The organism is Mycetocola miduiensis, from assembly GCF_900115155.1.
Classification (GTDB): domain Bacteria; phylum Actinomycetota; class Actinomycetes; order Actinomycetales; family Microbacteriaceae; genus Mycetocola_A; species Mycetocola_A miduiensis.
Genome location: NZ_FOVM01000007.1, coordinates 213,912 through 230,612, shown reverse-complemented (window position 1 = coordinate 230,612; position 16,701 = coordinate 213,912). Strand labels below are relative to the sequence as shown.

The window sequence follows — 16,701 nt, the reverse complement described above, 5'->3', positions numbered from 1 at the left end:
TGCGCCGGGCAGTGTCCTGGTTCGCCGCCCGCGGCGTGACGGTCGAACGCGTGCTTTCTGACAACGGCTCTGCCTACAAATCTCACCTCTGGCGCGACACCTGCTCCGAGCTTGGCGTCAAAGCGAAGAAGACCCGCCCTTACCGTCCACAGACGAACGGGAAGATCGAACGCTTCCACCGCACTCTCGCCGACGGTTGGGCATTCAGCAAGCACTACCCAACGGAATCAGCCCGCCGGAACGCGCTCCCGGCCTGGCTCCACGAATACAATCACCACAGACCCCACACCGCCATCGGAGGCCACCCACCCATTAGCCGGCTAACTAACCTGCCTGTGCAGTACAACTAGGCCGGACTGAGAGTTCCCGGCTCGTCGTCCTCACGCTGGCGGTGGAGCGTGCGGGCTCGGAGGCACCACCCTGGGTTCCGGGCGGGCTTTCCAGTGGTTCATCAGCACCTACGTGCTTGCGGTTTGCGCCGTGCAGGCCTGGAGGATGGCGAGGAAACTCTTCCACGGCCAATTCGGCCTCGATCTTCTCGCGATCATGGCCATGATCGCGACGATCGCCGTTGGCGAATACTGGGCCGGCCTCGTGATCGTGTTGATGCTCGCAGGCGGACAGGCGCTCGAAGAGTACGCGAACCGGCGGGCGCGGGCTGAACTCAGCGCGCTTCTTGCCCGCGTTCCGACGATCGCGCATCACCTCACCCTCCACGGTTCGCTCGTCGACATCCCCCTCGCCCGGATCGTCGACGGCGATGCGCTACTCGTTCAGCCCGGCGAGGTCGTTCCCGTTGACGGGCGATTGGATTCCGGTGGTGCGACCACCGACGAATCCCAACTCACCGGCGAGAGCATGCCGGTCGAGCATGTGCGAGGCGATGCCCTGCTTAGCGGATCCATCAACGGGGCAGACGCGATTCACATGATCGCAACGGCCACGGCCGCCACCAGCCAGTACCAGCAAATCGTGGATCTCGTCCGAGAGGCGTCGGAGAGCCGCCCACCGCTGGTTCGGCTCGCCGACCGCTACGCGCTCCCATTCACTTTCGTCGCACTCACGATCGCCACCTTCTCTGCGGTCATAGCCGGCGACCCGACGCGGTTTGCCGAGGTTCTCGTCGTCGCGACCCCCTGCCCGCTACTGCTTGCCGCGCCGGTGGCGTTCGTAGCCGGCATCAGCCGCGCCGCTCGGGCCGGAATCGTGGTCAAGGGCGGCGCGACACTGGAACAGCTCTCACGAGTGCGGTCGGCGGCCTTCGACAAGACCGGCACCCTGACGAGGGGGACACCGTCGGTCGCCTCCGTAGAACCGACGCCGGGGGTCGTCCCTGACGAACTCATGCTACTGGCGGGCAGCGTGGAACAGTATTCAAGCCATGTCCTCGCTCGTGCGCTCGTGGAATCGGCTGCGAAACGTCAGTTGGACCTGCGCGAGGCGACGAACGTCGAGGAGGAAACCGCAGCAGGGGTCCGAGGGCGGGTGGGCGGGCACGAGGTGGCTGTGGGCAAGCGGTCGTATATCGAGTCTCAGGTCGGGCCCTTCTCTGCGCCGCCACTCGAGGGGGGACGTACGGCCATCTATGTCGGCGTGGACGGTCACTACGCCGGGTGCATCGAATTCGCGGACGAGGTCCGGCAGAACGCCGCCGCAACACTGCGGGCGCTTTCGTCGCTAGGAGTCCGGCGCACCGCGATGCTCACCGGAGATCTGCGCGTGACGGCCGAGCGCATCGCGACGGATCTGGGGATCACCGATGTTCACGCCGGGTGCCTGCCTCAAGACAAGGTTCGTATTGTCGCCGGCATGCATCCTCGCCCTGTGATGATGATCGGTGACGGAGTCAACGACGCTCCCGTGCTCGCAGCGGCCGACATCGACGTCGCCATGGGGGCGAGAGGCTCGACGGCAGCGAGCGAGTCGGCCGATGTGGTGATCCTGCTCGACGACATCATGCGCGGCGCGTACGCCGTCCGTGTCGGCCGTGAGACCACTCACATAGCGCTTCAGGCGATCTGGCTGGGCATCAGCATCAATATCGTCCTGATGCTCATCGCGAGCGTCGGCGTCCTTCCCGCCCTCTTCGGCGCCATCCTCCAGGAGGCTGTAGACGTCGTGACCATTCTCTGGGCTCTTCGGGCTCGACTCGGGACGTTCGGCCCTTCCGGTTCATCTGAGCCACTGACAGCATCGGCTGCGAGAACATCACGTGTACTGAAGGACACCCGCCGCGAGTGAGCGTCACACCCCGTGGTCGCGACCATCTCGCGACCACGTCGCAGGAAGAGAGCCCAGCATGTCGAGTATCGATGAGCCGATTACCGTGTTGACGAAAGAGGAGGCATGGGATTTCCTCCGAGAGCGCACGATGGGCAGACTGGCTGTCAGCGTTGCCGGGCATCCCGACATTTTCCCCATCAATTATTACGCCGACGAGAATTCCTTCGTCTTTCGAACCGCACCAGGCAGCAAGCTTCTCGAGGTCACCATCAACGCTTCGGTCGCATTCGAAGTGGACTCCTACAGCACCACAGAAGCATGGAGCGTCGTTGTGAAGGGAGAGGCAGCCATCCTCGAGAAGCAGGCAGACATCTATGCGGCGGAGGCCCTTCCGCTGCGGTCGTGGGTGCCCACCCTGAAGCCTGTCTTCGTGCGGGTGACCCCATCGGAGATCAACGGACGACACTTCGACCTGGGACCCGAACCGGAACCCGATTTCGTTTAGCTTCCGCCCGATCCTGGGATGTTCAGCCCAGTCTTCCAGCGGTTCACCGTGATCGGCACCCGACAGAACGAAAAGAGGTTGCCTTGTCCCCTCTCACGAACTGGCACGAGGAGCATCGTGACGCTCTCCAGGGGCGACCGAGCCGCCGACCGACTGCGAAATGGTATGGGGAGTTGGCGCTTCGTCGGCATCTTCCTCCTTTTCATGGCCCTCTGGGCGCTATTCAACTCATTCGACAGAGGGTGGGACCCATACCCGTACATTCTTCTCAACCTGTTCCTCAGCATGCTCGCCGGACTACAGGGTGCCGTGCTGCTCATCGCGGCGAAGCGGCAGGATGCAATTTCTGCAGCCCTCGCCCGCCACGACTATGAGACGGACCGGGCGGCGAAGGATGACATCGAGCAATTGGTCGAGATATCGCTCGAGCTGTTCCGCGCGCTCAACAATTTGCGAGAACACGAGGGCCTCGAACCTATTTGGCCCTCGCACGCACGGCTGCGGAGCCCCTCGGCCGTCGACCAGGCCAGCGGTTTGGGCGATCGCGATGTCACCGATGGCGATGACGGGATGTCCAGAGCAGGTACCCCGTCAGAGAACTGACCACCGTGACCCCGGCGCTCAGAAGCGCACCTTCCCACGAACGCCAGCGCTTTTCGCTGACGATGAGGTCACCGACGCCATTGATCAGCGCCGCCGTTATGAGGCCAGCGACAAGGCGGTTGCCGATGCGTTCAGTTCGCGCAACGAGCGGTTCGAGCTCGGCGGCACGGAGATGTACTTCGATGCCAGACCTGTCGGCCCGATCCAGAATGCGCCGCAGTCGCGACGGCATTTCAATCATCAAAGCACCGGTGTCGGCGGACGCGCGAAGAAGTCGTTGAGACATCGCGGCGAGGGAGAGTCTCTCCTTCAGGATCCGGCGTACGTAGGGGGTGAGGACTCCCATCAGGTCATAGTTCGGATCCAGCTGGACGCCGATGCCCTCCATCATGATCAGGACCTTGAAGATCAGCGCCACTTCTCGTGGCAATTGGAGCCGCTGTTGCCTCACGATTCCCAAAAGCTCAGATGCGAGGTGAGCAAAGCTGACCTCGCTCAGGGGCTTGTCGCTGTAGTCCGCGACGAACGACGATAGACCTTCGCGCAGGTGGTCGCGATCACCGATCCCTTTCGTCACGGAAAGATCGATAAGAGCGTCGGCGAGCTCTTCGGGCTGTCGACGAGTGAAGGCGATCAAGAAATCGACGAACTTGTCCTGCAACTCCGGTTCCAGGTCTCCGACCATTCCGAAGTCGATGAGCGTGATCGAACCGTCTGGCTGGACGAAGAGGTTCCCGGGGTGGGGATCGGCGTGGAAGAAGCCGTGCTCGAAGATCATCCGCAGCATGAGCCGGGCCCCGGTGCGGGCGAGAGCCGGCCGGTCCACTCCCGCCGCGTCGAGGGCGGCCACATCGTTGATACGGATGCCGGACACCCGCTCCAATGTGAGCACACGCGATGTGGTGGTCTCCCGGAACACGCGCGGGATCGACACGTCGGGATGGCCGGCGAAGTTTGCTGCGAACCGTTCCGCGTTGCGTGCTTCACGAAGGTAGTCGAGTTCACCTCGCAGCGTATGCGCGAACTCTTGAACCAGCCCACGAACGTTGTACGTCCGCGCGGGCTCCCAGATTCGGCTGGCGCGGTCGGCGAGATTCTGCAGAATCTCGAGGTCCTCGTTGACCTTCCGAACGGCATCCGGTCGACGCACTTTCACGACCACTTCTGTCCCGTCGGCGAGCACGGCGGTGTGGGCCTGGCCGATCGACGCCGATGCCAGCGGGCTCTCGTCGAATTCGGCGAAGATCTGCTGCGGGTCGGCGCCCAGTTCTGCTCGAACGGTCTCGATGATCGCGTCCTGAGTAACAGGTGGGGCGGAATCCTGGAGTTTGGACAGTTCGGTGATGTATTCGGGTGGCAACAAATCGGGTCGTGTAGACAGGAGTTGGCCGAGCTTCACGAAGGTCGGCCCCAGCTCCTCCAGCACCAACCGGAGTCGTTCGGGCACAGTCCGTGCCTGGATCGGTGAATCGGGCGAGCTGGGGGAGGGGCGCAGCCAGGAATTCACGCCGACGGCGGTCGCGAGGAAGTCCATCCCGTGGCGGCCGAGGGTCTCCGCGATCTCCTGGTATCTGCTTGAGGCTGCCATACGTCCCACTCCCTGCCGCGGCATTGCCGCCCACGTTGCGTGCGGGCGAACACGTCTCGCCAGTTTTGCATGCCATAGACGCTGGAGCGCAAGACCCCGAGCGCAGGCCGAGGCTGATCGGGGGTGACCAGTTCATGACCCGAACGAACCGGCGCGGATGTCTGTCTTCCACCAGTCCAGCACACGCAGTGCACGTAAGGTTGCCAACCGGCTCTGCCCCGGCTGTTCGAGTGTGAACCAGTAGCGCCCGGGATATGGCTGGTGGCGTGGCCACCTGCCGTCTGGGCCTCGCGCGTTGCGAAGAACGTGGATGGCGTCATCCAGCCGGGCGTCACGGTCGGCGCCGCTCAATCGGAAGTGCTCCAGACCGCGGAGAACATCGAAGTGCCATTGAGGCGGGAAGGGGAACCTCGTGAACGCGGTGTCAACGACCTTCCCTGAGCGGTGCGAGCGGAACAGGGAGTGATTCAAGAAGAAATCGCGACCGTCTCGAAGCGACGACCTGACTGGCACGGCTCCTCCCGCCGACGCATAGGCGTGCAGCGCCTCGAGCACGGTGATCGACGTGTGGAATGAGCCATGAGTGGAGCCCGTCCTGATGGCCGCACAGTTCCAGCCGCCATCGGCGAGCTGGTTATCCAACAGCCACTCGACAGCCGGTTCGATACGGTCGTCGTGGTAACCGAAAGACGCGGCGAGCAGCACGAGCATGCCGGTGATACAGGCCTCGGGCACCTTCACGGTTTTTGCAAGGGTCAGCCCGCCGCCGAAGAAGGTGGCACCGTCCCAGAGGACCCGGCAGCCCGCTAAGGCTTGTTCATTTCCCCGTGGCAGCCCAAGCCAGAGAAGCAAGAGCAGGGTGTAGGTGGTCGAGGTCCACTTCGGGCTGTACAGGCCACCAGCCCATCGTCCATCGGCACCCTGCTCCGCGAGGAGCCTGGCACCCCATCCCGACGTTGCGATCTTCTCCCGCTCCGATCGGACTGCTGCGTCAGGGCCGTGCTCCAGGTCGCGCAGCACCTGCCAGCGGACCGACGGATCGCCCTCGAGCAACCATTCGACGATGGGGGAGCGATTGCGCGTGTCCATCCGATCCGCGTGTCTCACTGACGGTGCAGGCCAGACGCTCATCTCTTCATCGTGGTGCGGAACGCCAGGGCAACCTGCTCACCCCACGCGCGACCTCGCTCCGCTTCACCGTCCTTCAAACCGGCGAAGCGGGTCACAAGAAAGCTTTCTGGCTGCAGAACGCTGACGGCGCCCTTCTTTCGCAGTTCGCGTTCGATGCGCTTCGACGAGGCACCGGTCAGGAGCCGTGGCATGTCGGACCGGGTATCGAAGGCCGCGAAGGGTTTCGCCAGGTGCTCGAGGCTGTCGAACCACTCCCGGAGCCCCTGCGTCATCACCGGCTCCTCCAGGTCGAGGTCACCGTCGGCGTCCGACGTCATCGTAGCTGCGTCGTGACGTGACGCTTCGGTACTCAAGGTGTGGGCGTGGGTCGGCGCGCCGACGACGAGGAGATCCGCAGCATCGACCGCAATGGCGTCGACCGCGTCGGCACGGACGACGTCGACGTCACATGTCTCGCGGAGTCCGCTCGCGATCGCGTTCGCCAGTTCGTGGGTACTCCCGAACATCGACTCGAAGACCACCAGCGCTTTCATGCGGTTTCCCTTCTGCTTGAACCGGCGAGGCTGTTGTGGGCGGCCGCCGGATGCCCTCCCATCGTGTTGTGGGCGGCCGCCGGATGCCCTCCCATCGTGTGCGAGCGTCGGTGCCGAGGGCTAGGGCCTTTCGTCCCGGTGACGCGCGCCGGGACTTTGTGCCCTGGGCCTGACCACTGGAAGCCGGTTGAGTGGAGTTCGTAAGGGCGTCCGGTGGAGCCAACGATGAACCGGGCGCGACCGCGTGTGGAAGGACGCAAAGCAATGGACCACTCCTTAGTTCCTAACCGTTTCGACGGAAAAACGGCGATAGTCACAGGTGCCGGCTCTGGCATCGGGAGGGCGACCGCCGTCCGGCTCCTTCGGGAGGGCGCCCGCGTCATCGCCACCGACGTGGACGCAGCCAGACTCGATGCCCTGTCTGCGGAATCAGCGACTGACATGTTGGCGACCGTCGCCGGTGACATCACTTCACAGGGTACGGTCGACGACGTCGTCGGTCGGGCCGATGGCCGGGTGGACGCCCTCGCGAACGTGGCGGGCATCATGGACGGCTTCCTGCCGACCGCAGAGATCGACGACGCCACCTGGGAACGCGTTCTTGCCGTGAACCTGACGGCGTTGATGCGGACGACGCGGTCAGTGCTGCCCCTCATGCTCGGGGTCGGGTCCGGCTCGATCGTGAACGTGAGTTCCGAGGCCGGACTCCGCGGATCGGCGGCGGGAACGTCGTACACGACGTCTAAGCATGCGGTGAACGGTTTCACCAAGAGCACGGCGTTCTTCTATACGCCCAGCGGGATCCGGTGCAATGCCGTCGCGCCGGGCGGCGTCGCCACGAACATCGAAGCTCCGTTCCGGTCGCAGTCCGCAGCCGAGCGGTTGGGGCCGTTTCTTCAGGTCAATGTGCCGCCCATTGCCACGCCCGAACATCTCGCAGCCGCAATCACCTGGCTCCTGAGCGATGATTCCGCCAACGTCTCCGGTGTTGTCCTGGCTAGCGACGGCGGCTGGGTGACGATCTGAGCTTCGCCGCACCAAGGACCGGATCAGGCGGCGGGCTCCCAGCGGAAAAGGCGGACGGCGAGCCCGGCGGCAATAACGCCCCACAAGGTCAGCACGACGATATTGAGCCAAGGGACATCCGCGCCGTCCGAATGCCAGGCCGTGGCAAGTCCGTTCTGAAGGTGTTTCAGGGGGAAGAAGGCACCGACCGTTCCCATCCAGTCCGGCCCCGCAGTGACGAAAACGTCGGAGAAGAACGACAACAGGAAGAGAAGTAGAAGGCCGACAGCACCGACCGCCCGGGCGGTGGGGACGACCGCAGCAAGCAGGAAGCCGCACGCGGCAAGAGATCCGGTGCCGACCAGCACGACGACGAGGCCGAGGGCCAGCCCGGCGACGCTGATTCGAAGCCCGTATGCCACCGCAGCCAGAGTGAGGATTCCGAGAAGAAGGATGAGGACCAGCGCCAGGCTAGCCAGTGCCTTGCCGGCCAGGTAGGCCTGTGCCGGTAGTGGCGTGCCCCTCACTCTCTTGAGAACGCGTGTGTCGCGCGCCCGCGCCACAGATTCGGCGAGATTCATGAATGCAGCCACACCGGCGCCCCAGGTGACCATGCTCGCTGCGGTGGACAGCGAAACCGGCTGGCCATTGGGGAGGGCGCCATTGCCCTGCGTCGTGACGAGGAGGGCGAAAAGAGCGATGGGCATGGCAAGTGAGAAGAAAATCTCCCCGGGCCGACGCCATACCACTCGGAGTGACGCGGTCGTTTGCTGGGAGATGAGCGAGATCGGAGAGGGACGCCGAGTCACGATCGCGGGCGCCCACCGCGCTGGCTGCTTCCGGCCGGGAACCGCGGGGACGTGCCTCGACGTCGCGTGCGGGCGGGACACGTCCCAGCGGAAGGCGCGGAGGCTGACGATCGCACCGAGCAGCCCCCAGGCGCCCAGCACTGCGAGGGCGGCCGGATCCCAACTGTCCTGGAGAAACGGATTGAACTGGTCCTGAAGCAAACTCGCGTAGGGCTTCAAGGGAAACGCCGATGCCACTCGATCGAGCCAGGGCGGCAGCGCGGCGCCCATCAGGAACAGGCCGGAGATGAATGATAAGACGACCGCCGCGCCGATGGCCGCAGCCTCGGCGATCGCTGCGCTTCGAGACAGGCAACCGATCGCCAGGCCGAGTGCGGAGAACGAGACGAGTCCGACGAGGAGGGTGACGGTTGTGGCCACGAGGGTGCCCTGCTGCAGCCGAACACCGTACAAGGTCACGCTGACCAGCAGGGTCACAACGAGCGACGCCGTGGCGAACACGAAGGATGCGCCGATCTGCCCGAAGAAATAACACCAGGCGGGCAGCGGTGTACCTCGAACCCTTTTCAGCACCCGCTTCTCGCGGGCCTCGGCGACCGAAATTGCAACAGGGGGCATAGTGGCGAAGAACGTCCCCATCGCGATGGCCGTTGGCGCAGCGAACTGCATGACCCGCAGGCCGTCTTCACCGACAGCGTCGTTGCCAGCCAGCAGGCCCACGAGAATCAGCCACACCAACGGCATCCCGAAGGTGAAGATCAAAACGACGCGCGTGCGCCACAGCGCGACGGTCGCATGCGCGAGCTGATCCTTCGCGACGAGCAACACACTCGCCGCGCCCGTGCGTTCCACGACGATCATGATCTGTCGCGGGCTCGTACGTGCATCTCACGCTCCTCGTCGCCGTCGTTGTTCGCGCCCACGAGGTCGAGGTACACGTCTTCCAGGGAGAGCCGCCGCACTTCAAGGGCAGGGAGTTCCACCCGACGCTCGAGGGCCCAGGTTGACAGGGCGTGCAGTGCAGCCGTCGGCTCGTCTGTCGACAGCGTCCACCCCGCGCCATCCGCGGTGACGCCTCGGACGAGCGGCGGAAGCGAGTTGATCGCTGCCCCAGGGGGCAGCCGGAAAGAGATTACGACATTTCTCTGGTGGGCTGTCAGTTCTGCCGGCGTCCCGACGGCGAGGAGGCGCCCGCTGACCATGACCGCGACGCGATCGGCCAGGTGCTCCGCTTCATCCAGGTAGTGCGTTGTGAGGAGCACGGTCGTGCCTTGCTCGCGGAGCGACTCCACGAGCGTCCAAGCGTGCCGGCGTGCGGCCGGGTCGAATCCGGTCGTTGGTTCGTCGAGGAAGAGCACCTCAGGGTCGCCAGCCAGCCCCAGCGCAAGGTCAAGTCTCCGTCGTTGCCCGCCTGACAGCGTCTTCACGCGGGCGTTTCGCTTTTCAGTGAGCCCGACCTGCTCCATGAGGTCGTCGACCTTGAGCCGGCGAGGGTACAGTCGCCGTTGTAGCCGGATCAATTCTGCGACGGTGAAGTCTTCCTCGAATCCGGCGTCCTGCAGAACGATGCCGATCCGTTCCCGAAACTCGCGCGGGTTGGAAGCTGGGTCGAAACCGAGAACACGAATTGTCCCGGCGTCTGCTTTTCGGTGACCTTCCAGTATTTCGACGGTTGTGGTCTTCCCGGCGCCATTCGGACCGAGAAGCGCGAACACCTCGCCCTGATCGACGGAGAACGAGACGGTATCTACGACTGCTGTCGCCCCATAACTTTTCCGAAGCCCGCTAACCTCGATCGCTGCCACGCGCTTCCCCCTTCGCTCAGTACTGACTCGGACATTAGGGAAGGGTGACGTCATGGATCAGGGTCGAAAGTCCCTGCCGTCAGCGCAGGCGAAAGCGCCGGCGTTCACGACACGGCGCGCCGCCTTCCTGCCATGGATGTGACCTTCGACCCTGTGACAGAGGTGCGGGCAAGTACAGCATCAACACACGAATCTCGATGGGCACAGGGAGGGAAGGGGGCCGCGCATGCCGGAACTTCTGGACGTCGTCTACCTAGCGGGCATCCTCGTTGCCTTCGCAGGGATGATCATCATCGACTGGCATTGGAAGGTTGCACTCTTCCGGGATCCGGGCCACACGGTCATCGTCGTGGTCGCCGTCTTCGCAATACTCCTTCTGTTCGACATCACGGGGTTGCTCTTGGGTGTGTTCTCCGCCGGCTCGCGGGTGATGGGGGTCTTTCTCTTCTCCCGCGACATGCCGCTCGAGGAAATTTTCCTCCTGACCTTCTTCGGCTATTTCACGCTCGTCATGCTGAGGATCCACAAATGATGGCCACATTCCTTGTGCTTACACTGGCTCTCGTCGGGTTGGCTCTCGTACTGGACTACGCGGTCCTGCGTACCCGGGTGATCTTCACCCGGCACGTGTTGCGAACCGCAGGCATCCTCGTGGTCACGACCCTCGTCTTCGACAACGTGCTCTCCGCGCTCCCTGTCTACGTCTTTCACCGTGAGAAGACTCTCGGCATCTATCTTCCGTGGGCGCCAATTGAGGACCTCGTCTATATCGTTGGCGTCGTATTTCTCGTGGCAGTGCTCGACAAGTACGGCCGCAGAAGACGGGATCTTCGTCTCACGGAGTCCGGGAACATCCGTGGGCCCGAGGAGAGGACAGACCGGACGCTCCCGTCCTAGGGACTTTGGACCCTTACTCAGCCCGATTCAATGGGAGAAAGCTTCCAAACGTCAGTTCGCACGAAATGACAGGGCTTCGCGGCACGCGGCCCCGTTGGCACATCGCCGAAGAGGAGCGAGAGCATGATTGAGAAAGTAGTGGTCGGGTGGGACGGCAGTGATGGTGCTGAACGGGCGATTGAATGGGCTCTCACTCGGCCCTCTTCAGAAAAGATTGTCCTCGTTCAGGTCGACAACGACATCGCACTGGAAGAAACGTTTGCCGCCGACTCAACTGCAGCCGTGGCCCGGATCAACCTGATGGAGAAGGCGGAACGCATCCGCGACGGTCATCCCGACAGGACGATCCACACCGAACTCGTCCAGGGCGACACGGTCGCGTCTCTCGCTGCATTTTCGTCGCCGTCCGCGCTTATCGCGGTGGGGACGCGTCACGCCACCGGGAGCAGACCGCGCCGAAGCTGGTCGGTAGGAGCGAGGCTCGCCGCAACAGCCCACGGTCCGGTAGCGATCATTCCCCATCCCTTCGTCACCGACGGTCACACGATCGTCGTCGGCGTGGACGACCCGGAAGAAGCCGCGTTACTTTTCGCAGCAGAAGAGGCCTCGCGCACGGGTGCGACCCTGCGCCCAGTACGCGCGTGGCAAGGACCACCATTGTGGCCCGGGCAGACGGAGCATGATCCCGAACTCCTGGAATCGCTGGCCGAGATGTACCGGGATATCGTCACCGACGCGATGGAGAGCATCCTGGTTCGGTACCCGGATCTGATGACTGACCCCATCATCGAGCAGGGCTCCCCATCGGATGTGCTTCTCGAAGCGGCGAGGGGAGCAGGGATGCTTGTCGTCGGCAACCGGGGATTTCGCGGGATCAAGCGGTTCTTTCTCGGATCAGTCAGCCACACAGTCGTCCTGTCGGCCGCCGTCCCGACCGTCGTCGTCAATGCGCCAACGCGATGAATCGCACACCAACACCCGCAGGAAAGAAGGGAAGCATGCGGATCGAAATGGACCAGGACGTGAGCGTTCAGGGACACTCTGCGCGTGGCCGTCCCGCTGGGACGGCGACCGGCCAACTCACGCGTCAGACTCCCGGGTAGGCTGCATCTTACGAACATCCCCGTCCTCACGTAGTAGTAGTCGCGCAATCCGGATGACCTTCCGTGCGGCGAACGCGGTAATCGCCGCCACCGTGAACGCCATCCGCAGGCCGGAAGTGACGAAGATCGCGGCAATGGCCCCTGGGGCGGTGCGATCGTCGATGAACAGCGATGGCGTGAGAGTCCACAGGATGCCGAAGGCCCAGCCAGCAACATTTGCCGGTATCCAGAAAAGAGCCGGTTGGATCCAACACCGGAGGACACGCCACTGCAGGACAGGAATGGATGTCAGAAGCAAGACGGCTCCGAACGCCATAACAACAATGGCGAAAGGGTCGTCCAGACGGAAGTCGGCCAGTGCGCTCGGGATCATTCCGATCGACCATGCAAGAGCAGCTCCGCATGCAGTGACGACTATCCAGCGGGCGCGGGACGATGCTGGACCTTTCCGAATCCCGCCACCTGACCAGCGCCGAGGAAGACGCCTTCGACGGCCCCGGCAGCGATCATGGCAGGATAGACGGCCCCAGTGGGTGCGGCTACGCGCCCGGCGACCTGACCGTCCCATGAGGCCCGGCTGACTCGGAGAGCATGCGGGAGCAAGGGTCGAAGGTTACCTGTGCGGTTCACAGCGTTTTGTGGCACTGGGACTTTTGACCCTTTTGGCAGGCTGGGCCCTCGCCTACCGTGCTGTGCACGCCGAAAGGGACTGTTTGCACGCCGACGACCACCCATTGGGTGTCAGCGGAACTGCACAGATCTTAAGGCGGGCTGGAGCCCATGGCCGGCTCCGAGTGGGCATCGCAGGACCGTTACCAACCTGAAAGGACACAGGCGGACCCATGACAGCGAAGCAATCTCTTCATTCGGTGCTGAGCGAGCCCGGTGTGGCATGGCACCGCGCATTGTGGATTTTGGTGTCAGCGCTCGCTCTCGTTGCGTCCGTTCCGGGCATCCTCAATCCCGGGGTTTATGACGGGGTCGTAGCCCGCTTTCTCATCCCGGGCGCGTTCGCCCAGGACGTCATCTCGGCCATTGTTGCCCTCGGCCTGTTGGGAAGTGCAATCGGGGGCGGCGCCAGGAGTCCCAAGTTTGATCTCGTCGCACTCGGGCTTCTGGGGTACCTCTTCTACGCGTACGGCATCTACGTGATCGAACGCACGTACAACGGCTTCTACCTGGTCTATCTCGCCATATTCACGTTGTCGTTTTGGGGGATTGTATTCGCGTGCACCAGGATCCGGGACGAGGTGCTGGAGCACGCGCAGCTCGCTGACCGCGTCCGGGTTGTCTCAGCGCTCGGTGCGCTCCTGCAACCGATCATCTTCTATCCGTTGTGGATCAGTATGCTGCTGCCGCTGATGGTGCAGGGTGATCAGATCGATTCGTTGTACTCGATCTTCATCCTGGACTTGTGCTTCATCATGCCAGCGTTTCTTGTGCTGGCCTTTCTGATGTTCCGACGTCGTGGAAGCGGCCTCGTCCTGGCTCCACCCGTGTATATTCTCGGGTTCACCCTGATCTTTTCTCTCGCCCTCGCCGAACTCGTCAAACCGCGGTTCGGCGAACAGCCTGACGTGCCGGCATTCCTTGCTGCGGCGGCCTTATCGCTGCTCTTCCTGGTGCTGGGCTCCGTTCATCTTCTGAAGCTGCGTGTCGCACCCGTAAGCCTGAACGTCGACGATCGCACACACTCATCGCTCAGAGACAAACGAACAAGCGGACGGAGGTGACGCCGTCATGACCGACAGCGATATGCGAGTGGTGATGAAGGGCGACAAATCGTGGAACGACCTCGCGGTTACGAATCGGACCGCACTCGTCCTTGCTGCAAGCGCTGCGCTGCTGGCCCTCCTGGCATCGGTTCTGGGCCTCACGGTAGCTGGAATTTACGGCGCCGATAGCGGTACCGCTCACATGCTCCGCGGTTTCGACCTCGTCACGGCAGCGGTCGCCGTGCCTATTCTGGGCGGAGCGCTGTGGGAGGCGGGGCATGGTTCGCTGAGGGGTGGTCTCCTCACAGCCGGTGTGCTCGGTTATCTGGTGTATACCTACGCCTATTACATCTTCGGGACCGGTTTCAACGACCTATTCCTGATCCATACGGCGACGTTCTCGGTATCCTTGTTCGCCCTGATCACGTCGCTGGCATCCTTCGACAGGCAAGCACTCAGAGACCAGCTGCGACAACGGACCCCGGTTCGAACGATCGCGATCCTTCTTGCTCTTCTGGGTGTTTCGCTGGGAGCTCTGTGGGTTTTCTGGGCGGTCTCGGCTGTGTTGACCGATGCGTTGCCCCCGGGCAGCTCGCTCGTCGAAACCGACAGCGTCGTGCATCTCGGAATGGCACTTGACCTCGCGGTTCTGGTTCCGACCTACCTCACCGCTGCCGTGCTGTTGTGGCGGAGGACAGCCTGGGGAGTCACGCTCGCGGCCATCGCACTGGTATCGGGCGTGTTTCATCAGGTGACGTACATGATGGCCCTTGTCTTCCAGACAGCCGCCGGCGTGCCCGGATCGATTCCGTTCGATCCCGCCGAGCCCCTGATCCTCGCACTCTACGTCGTTGCTGCGGTCTTGCTGTTGGCCGGGATACGACGGACAAAACGGAAGGACTCGTGATGGATGCGACCAAGTTCGTCAGCGCGATTGTCTTCTTCCTCGCCGTCATTCTCTGGGGCGCTTTCGGACTGGCTCTTCTGCTGAGACAGGGCGATCTTGACGACGTGTGGTCGTGGTTCCGAGGCCAAGCCTTTCTTCTGCAAGCGATCGAGTTCGTGATTTTCCTGCCGTGGGCCCTCGCGCTATGGATATGGACGACGGACTGGGCGCTGTGGATCCGATTGATTCTTCTGGCAGGGCTCGCGTGGGCAAGTCTGTACCTGCTCTTTCCATGGCGAGGGAACTAGCCGGCCCGGGACTTTCGACCCTCCTTCCGACCCGCTGCGAAGCGCGATACTCGCCGCATGACTACTCTCAACGTCACCGAGACCACCGATCGCCGACCGGCATCGAGTGGCGCCCTCGCACTCGGGGTGGTTCTGCTGACGATCGGCATCCTCCTGTCCCTCTTCGGCATGACGATCCTGACGGCTGGGGTCGTCGTGTCCAGCGCCAATCAGTTCCGGGACAGAAGCGGTTTCTTCTCCACCCCGGAAGAAAGCTTCGCCACCTCGTCATACGCGCTGACGTCGGCCGCGGTGGGGGAGTTGTCATCGGATCCGATTCCCAACCTGCCCTTCGACCTTGCGACGGTGCGTCTTACGGCGGAAGCAGAGAATTCCGACGTGTTCATCGGGATCGCTCCGCGAGCAGACGTCGACCGCTACCTGGACGATGTTGAGCATGCCGAACTCCGCAGCGTGACATACCGCCCATTTGAAGCCGAGTATCGCGAAATCGAAGGGTCCACCGAACCTGAACTGCCAGCAGAGCAGGACTTCTGGGCTGAGTCAGCGTCAGGGGCAGGTACACAAGAACTCGATTGGCAGGTCACGCCTGGAGAATGGCGGATCGTGATCATGAATGCAGACGCGAGCGCGGGGATCGACGTCCACGTGCGGGCCGGCGTTCGAAGCGATCTCATCGGGCCTGCCGCGGCGGCCCTGGTGGGAACCGGCATCCTCGTCCTCGCCATCGGACTCCCGCTGCTCATCGTCGGAGCAATTCTTCTCGGGCGGAACAGCTCCGGACCGCTGCCGTCGCCATCGCAACAACCAGCTGGTCCACTTAAGGGTCCGAGGACTGGCGGACCTGGGCTGGCGGTCGGTCGCGGCAGCTCTCCCGTTCTCTTCGTCGGTGAACGGGACGCAACTGTGTCACGGGGGCTGTGGCTGGTGAAGTGGCTCCTTGCCATTCCGCATTACATCATCCTCGTGTTTCTCTGGTTCGCCTTCGGAGTCACCACACTCGTCGCCGGCTTTGCGATTCTGTTCACCGGCCGGTACCCGTACCCGCTCTTCTTGTTCAACGTCGGAGTGCTTCGGTGGAGCTGGCGAGTCGGTTTCTACTCATACTCGGCACTTGGCACCGACAAATATCCGCCCTTCACCCTGAACCGGGCGGATTATCCCGCCGACTTCGACGTTGCTTACCCCGACAGGCTGAGCCGAGGCCTCGTCCTTGTCAAATGGTGGCTGCTGGCGATCCCGCACTATTTGATCCTCGCCGCGATCAGCGGTCCAATCGTGTGGCAAGACCGCTGGGACGAAACGGTGACTCGGGGTGGCCTTTCGCTCGTTGGGACCCTCGTCCTGATCGTCGGAGTTGCGCTTCTTTTCACCGGTATCTATCCGCGTGGGCTGTTTGATTTGCTCATGGGCATCAACAGGTGGGCCTTCCGAGTGATCGCCTACGTCGCACTGCTTCGCGACGACTACCCACCCTTCAGGCTGGATCAGGGCCCGGTCGATCCGGGCAACACTCAAGCTGGTGGACCAGTCAGTGAGCCCAATGGAGTCAATGCACCGTGACGGCTGGCGCCTAGGGCGACTCTGTGG

Annotated in this window: 18 protein-coding genes; 12 read left to right on the top strand and 6 right to left on the bottom strand. The window is 63.2% G+C overall.

Annotated features, from left to right (window positions below; translation table 11 throughout):
- The 4 genes from BM197_RS12815 to BM197_RS12800 all read left to right on the top strand — a co-directional run.
- On the top strand, positions 1 to 350 hold a 350-nt coding region (locus tag BM197_RS12815; protein ID WP_143095053.1), incomplete at its 5' end, for an integrase core domain-containing protein.
- A gap of 145 nt (positions 351 to 495) precedes the next feature.
- Positions 496 to 2,241: a heavy metal translocating P-type ATPase gene (locus tag BM197_RS12810; protein ID WP_090712104.1), complete on the top strand. Its 1,746-nt coding sequence runs from the start codon at positions 496 to 498 to the stop codon at positions 2,239 to 2,241.
- 58 nt (positions 2,242 to 2,299) lie between these two features.
- A complete protein-coding gene (locus tag BM197_RS12805; RefSeq protein ID WP_090712102.1) occupies positions 2,300 to 2,728 on the top strand; it encodes a pyridoxamine 5'-phosphate oxidase family protein in 429 nt (142 codons plus the stop codon).
- A 117-nt stretch (positions 2,729 to 2,845) separates the two neighbouring features.
- Positions 2,846 to 3,331 carry a DUF1003 domain-containing protein gene (locus BM197_RS12800; RefSeq protein WP_245762534.1) on the top strand — a complete coding sequence of 162 codons (486 nt, stop codon included), beginning with the start codon at positions 2,846 to 2,848 and terminating at the stop codon, positions 3,329 to 3,331.
- On the opposite strand, the gene BM197_RS12795 is transcribed toward BM197_RS12800, so the two are convergent.
- The 3 genes from BM197_RS12795 to BM197_RS12785 all read right to left on the bottom strand — a co-directional run bounded on the left by BM197_RS12795 (position 3,279) and on the right by BM197_RS12785 (position 6,583).
- On the bottom strand, positions 3,279 to 4,919 hold the full coding sequence (locus BM197_RS12795; RefSeq protein ID WP_090712100.1) for an ABC1 kinase family protein: 1,641 nt from the start codon (positions 4,917 to 4,919) through the stop codon (positions 3,279 to 3,281). The two genes, BM197_RS12800 and BM197_RS12795, sit on opposite strands and share 53 nt — an antisense overlap.
- Positions 4,920 to 5,051: 132 nt before the next feature.
- The gene (locus tag BM197_RS12790) at positions 5,052 to 6,008 is read right to left on the bottom strand and encodes a prenyltransferase/squalene oxidase repeat-containing protein (protein WP_090712097.1); all 957 of its coding nucleotides are present in this window, start codon (positions 6,006 to 6,008) and stop codon (positions 5,052 to 5,054) included.
- A gap of 38 nt (positions 6,009 to 6,046) precedes the next feature.
- Complete coding sequence (locus tag BM197_RS12785; RefSeq protein WP_090712095.1) at positions 6,047 to 6,583, bottom strand: flavodoxin family protein; 537 nt, start codon at positions 6,581 to 6,583, stop codon at positions 6,047 to 6,049.
- Positions 6,584 to 6,847: 264 nt separating this feature from the next.
- Here BM197_RS12785 and BM197_RS12780 point away from each other — a divergent pair, with 264 nt between their 5' ends.
- Positions 6,848 to 7,609 (top strand): SDR family NAD(P)-dependent oxidoreductase, encoded by a 762-nt coding sequence (locus tag BM197_RS12780; RefSeq protein ID WP_090712094.1) that lies wholly within the window; start codon positions 6,848 to 6,850, stop codon positions 7,607 to 7,609.
- A gap of 23 nt (positions 7,610 to 7,632) precedes the next feature.
- Here BM197_RS12780 and BM197_RS12775 read toward each other — a convergent pair whose 3' ends face one another.
- Entirely contained in the window at positions 7,633 to 9,249 is a 1,617-nt protein-coding gene (locus BM197_RS12775) for an ABC transporter permease (RefSeq protein ID WP_177216838.1), read from the bottom strand.
- Positions 9,250 to 9,254: 5 nt separating this feature from the next.
- Positions 9,255 to 10,202, bottom strand: coding sequence for an ABC transporter ATP-binding protein (locus BM197_RS12770; protein WP_245762533.1), 948 nt, complete (start codon positions 10,200 to 10,202; stop codon positions 9,255 to 9,257).
- Positions 10,203 to 10,428: 226 nt separating this feature from the next.
- Between BM197_RS12770 and BM197_RS12765 the strand changes: the two genes are divergently transcribed.
- The 3 genes from BM197_RS12765 to BM197_RS12755 all read left to right on the top strand — a co-directional run bounded on the left by BM197_RS12765 (position 10,429) and on the right by BM197_RS12755 (position 12,062).
- The gene (locus BM197_RS12765; protein WP_090712087.1) at positions 10,429 to 10,734 is read left to right on the top strand and encodes a hypothetical protein; all 306 of its coding nucleotides are present in this window, start codon (positions 10,429 to 10,431) and stop codon (positions 10,732 to 10,734) included.
- On the top strand, positions 10,731 to 11,099 hold the full coding sequence (locus BM197_RS12760; RefSeq protein ID WP_090712085.1) for a lycopene cyclase domain-containing protein: 369 nt from the start codon (positions 10,731 to 10,733) through the stop codon (positions 11,097 to 11,099). The genes BM197_RS12765 and BM197_RS12760 overlap by 4 nt, the downstream gene beginning before the upstream one ends.
- A gap of 123 nt (positions 11,100 to 11,222) precedes the next feature.
- A complete protein-coding gene (locus tag BM197_RS12755) occupies positions 11,223 to 12,062 on the top strand; it encodes a universal stress protein (RefSeq protein WP_090712083.1) in 840 nt (279 codons plus the stop codon).
- Positions 12,063 to 12,179: 117 nt separating this feature from the next.
- On the opposite strand, the gene BM197_RS12750 is transcribed toward BM197_RS12755, so the two are convergent.
- The gene (locus BM197_RS12750; RefSeq protein ID WP_090712081.1) at positions 12,180 to 12,575 is read right to left on the bottom strand and encodes a hypothetical protein; all 396 of its coding nucleotides are present in this window, start codon (positions 12,573 to 12,575) and stop codon (positions 12,180 to 12,182) included.
- Positions 12,576 to 13,044: 469 nt separating this feature from the next.
- Between BM197_RS12750 and BM197_RS12745 the strand changes: the two genes are divergently transcribed.
- The 4 genes from BM197_RS12745 to BM197_RS12730 are packed head-to-tail and all read left to right on the top strand — an operon-like array spanning position 13,045 to position 16,674.
- Complete coding sequence (locus BM197_RS12745; protein WP_177216837.1) at positions 13,045 to 13,935, top strand: hypothetical protein; 891 nt, start codon at positions 13,045 to 13,047, stop codon at positions 13,933 to 13,935.
- 7 nt (positions 13,936 to 13,942) lie between these two features.
- The gene (locus BM197_RS12740) at positions 13,943 to 14,824 is read left to right on the top strand and encodes a hypothetical protein (protein ID WP_090712079.1); all 882 of its coding nucleotides are present in this window, start codon (positions 13,943 to 13,945) and stop codon (positions 14,822 to 14,824) included.
- On the top strand, positions 14,824 to 15,111 hold the full coding sequence (locus tag BM197_RS12735; RefSeq protein ID WP_090712078.1) for a hypothetical protein: 288 nt from the start codon (positions 14,824 to 14,826) through the stop codon (positions 15,109 to 15,111). Before BM197_RS12740 ends, BM197_RS12735 begins: the two co-directional genes overlap by 1 nt.
- 57 nt (positions 15,112 to 15,168) lie before the next feature.
- On the top strand, positions 15,169 to 16,674 hold the full coding sequence (locus BM197_RS12730; protein WP_245762532.1) for a DUF4389 domain-containing protein: 1,506 nt from the start codon (positions 15,169 to 15,171) through the stop codon (positions 16,672 to 16,674).
- Positions 16,675 to 16,701 lie beyond the last annotated feature (27 nt).

Bases quoted from the DNA above. Each gene is read 5' to 3' on its own strand.
- BM197_RS12810 (WP_090712104.1), top strand. From the start codon at position 496: ATGGCGAGGAAACTCTTCCACGGCCAATTCGGCCTCGATCTTCTCGCG.
- BM197_RS12805 (WP_090712102.1), top strand. From the start codon at position 2,300: ATGTCGAGTATCGATGAGCCGATTACCGTGTTGACGAAAGAGGAGGCA.
- BM197_RS12795 (WP_090712100.1), bottom strand. From the start codon at position 4,919: ATGGCAGCCTCAAGCAGATACCAGGAGATCGCGGAGACCCTCGGCCGC.
- BM197_RS12790 (WP_090712097.1), bottom strand. From the start codon at position 6,008: ATGGACACGCGCAATCGCTCCCCCATCGTCGAATGGTTGCTCGAGGGC.
- BM197_RS12785 (WP_090712095.1), bottom strand. From the start codon at position 6,583: ATGAAAGCGCTGGTGGTCTTCGAGTCGATGTTCGGGAGTACCCACGAA.
- BM197_RS12780 (WP_090712094.1), top strand. From the start codon at position 6,848: ATGGACCACTCCTTAGTTCCTAACCGTTTCGACGGAAAAACGGCGATA.
- BM197_RS12765 (WP_090712087.1), top strand. From the start codon at position 10,429: ATGCCGGAACTTCTGGACGTCGTCTACCTAGCGGGCATCCTCGTTGCC.
- BM197_RS12760 (WP_090712085.1), top strand. From the start codon at position 10,731: ATGATGGCCACATTCCTTGTGCTTACACTGGCTCTCGTCGGGTTGGCT.
- BM197_RS12755 (WP_090712083.1), top strand. From the start codon at position 11,223: ATGATTGAGAAAGTAGTGGTCGGGTGGGACGGCAGTGATGGTGCTGAA.
- BM197_RS12750 (WP_090712081.1), bottom strand. From the start codon at position 12,575: ATGATCCCGAGCGCACTGGCCGACTTCCGTCTGGACGACCCTTTCGCC.
- BM197_RS12745 (WP_177216837.1), top strand. From the start codon at position 13,045: ATGACAGCGAAGCAATCTCTTCATTCGGTGCTGAGCGAGCCCGGTGTG.
- BM197_RS12740 (WP_090712079.1), top strand. From the start codon at position 13,943: ATGACCGACAGCGATATGCGAGTGGTGATGAAGGGCGACAAATCGTGG.
- BM197_RS12735 (WP_090712078.1), top strand. From the start codon at position 14,824: ATGGATGCGACCAAGTTCGTCAGCGCGATTGTCTTCTTCCTCGCCGTC.
- BM197_RS12730 (WP_245762532.1), top strand. From the start codon at position 15,169: ATGACTACTCTCAACGTCACCGAGACCACCGATCGCCGACCGGCATCG.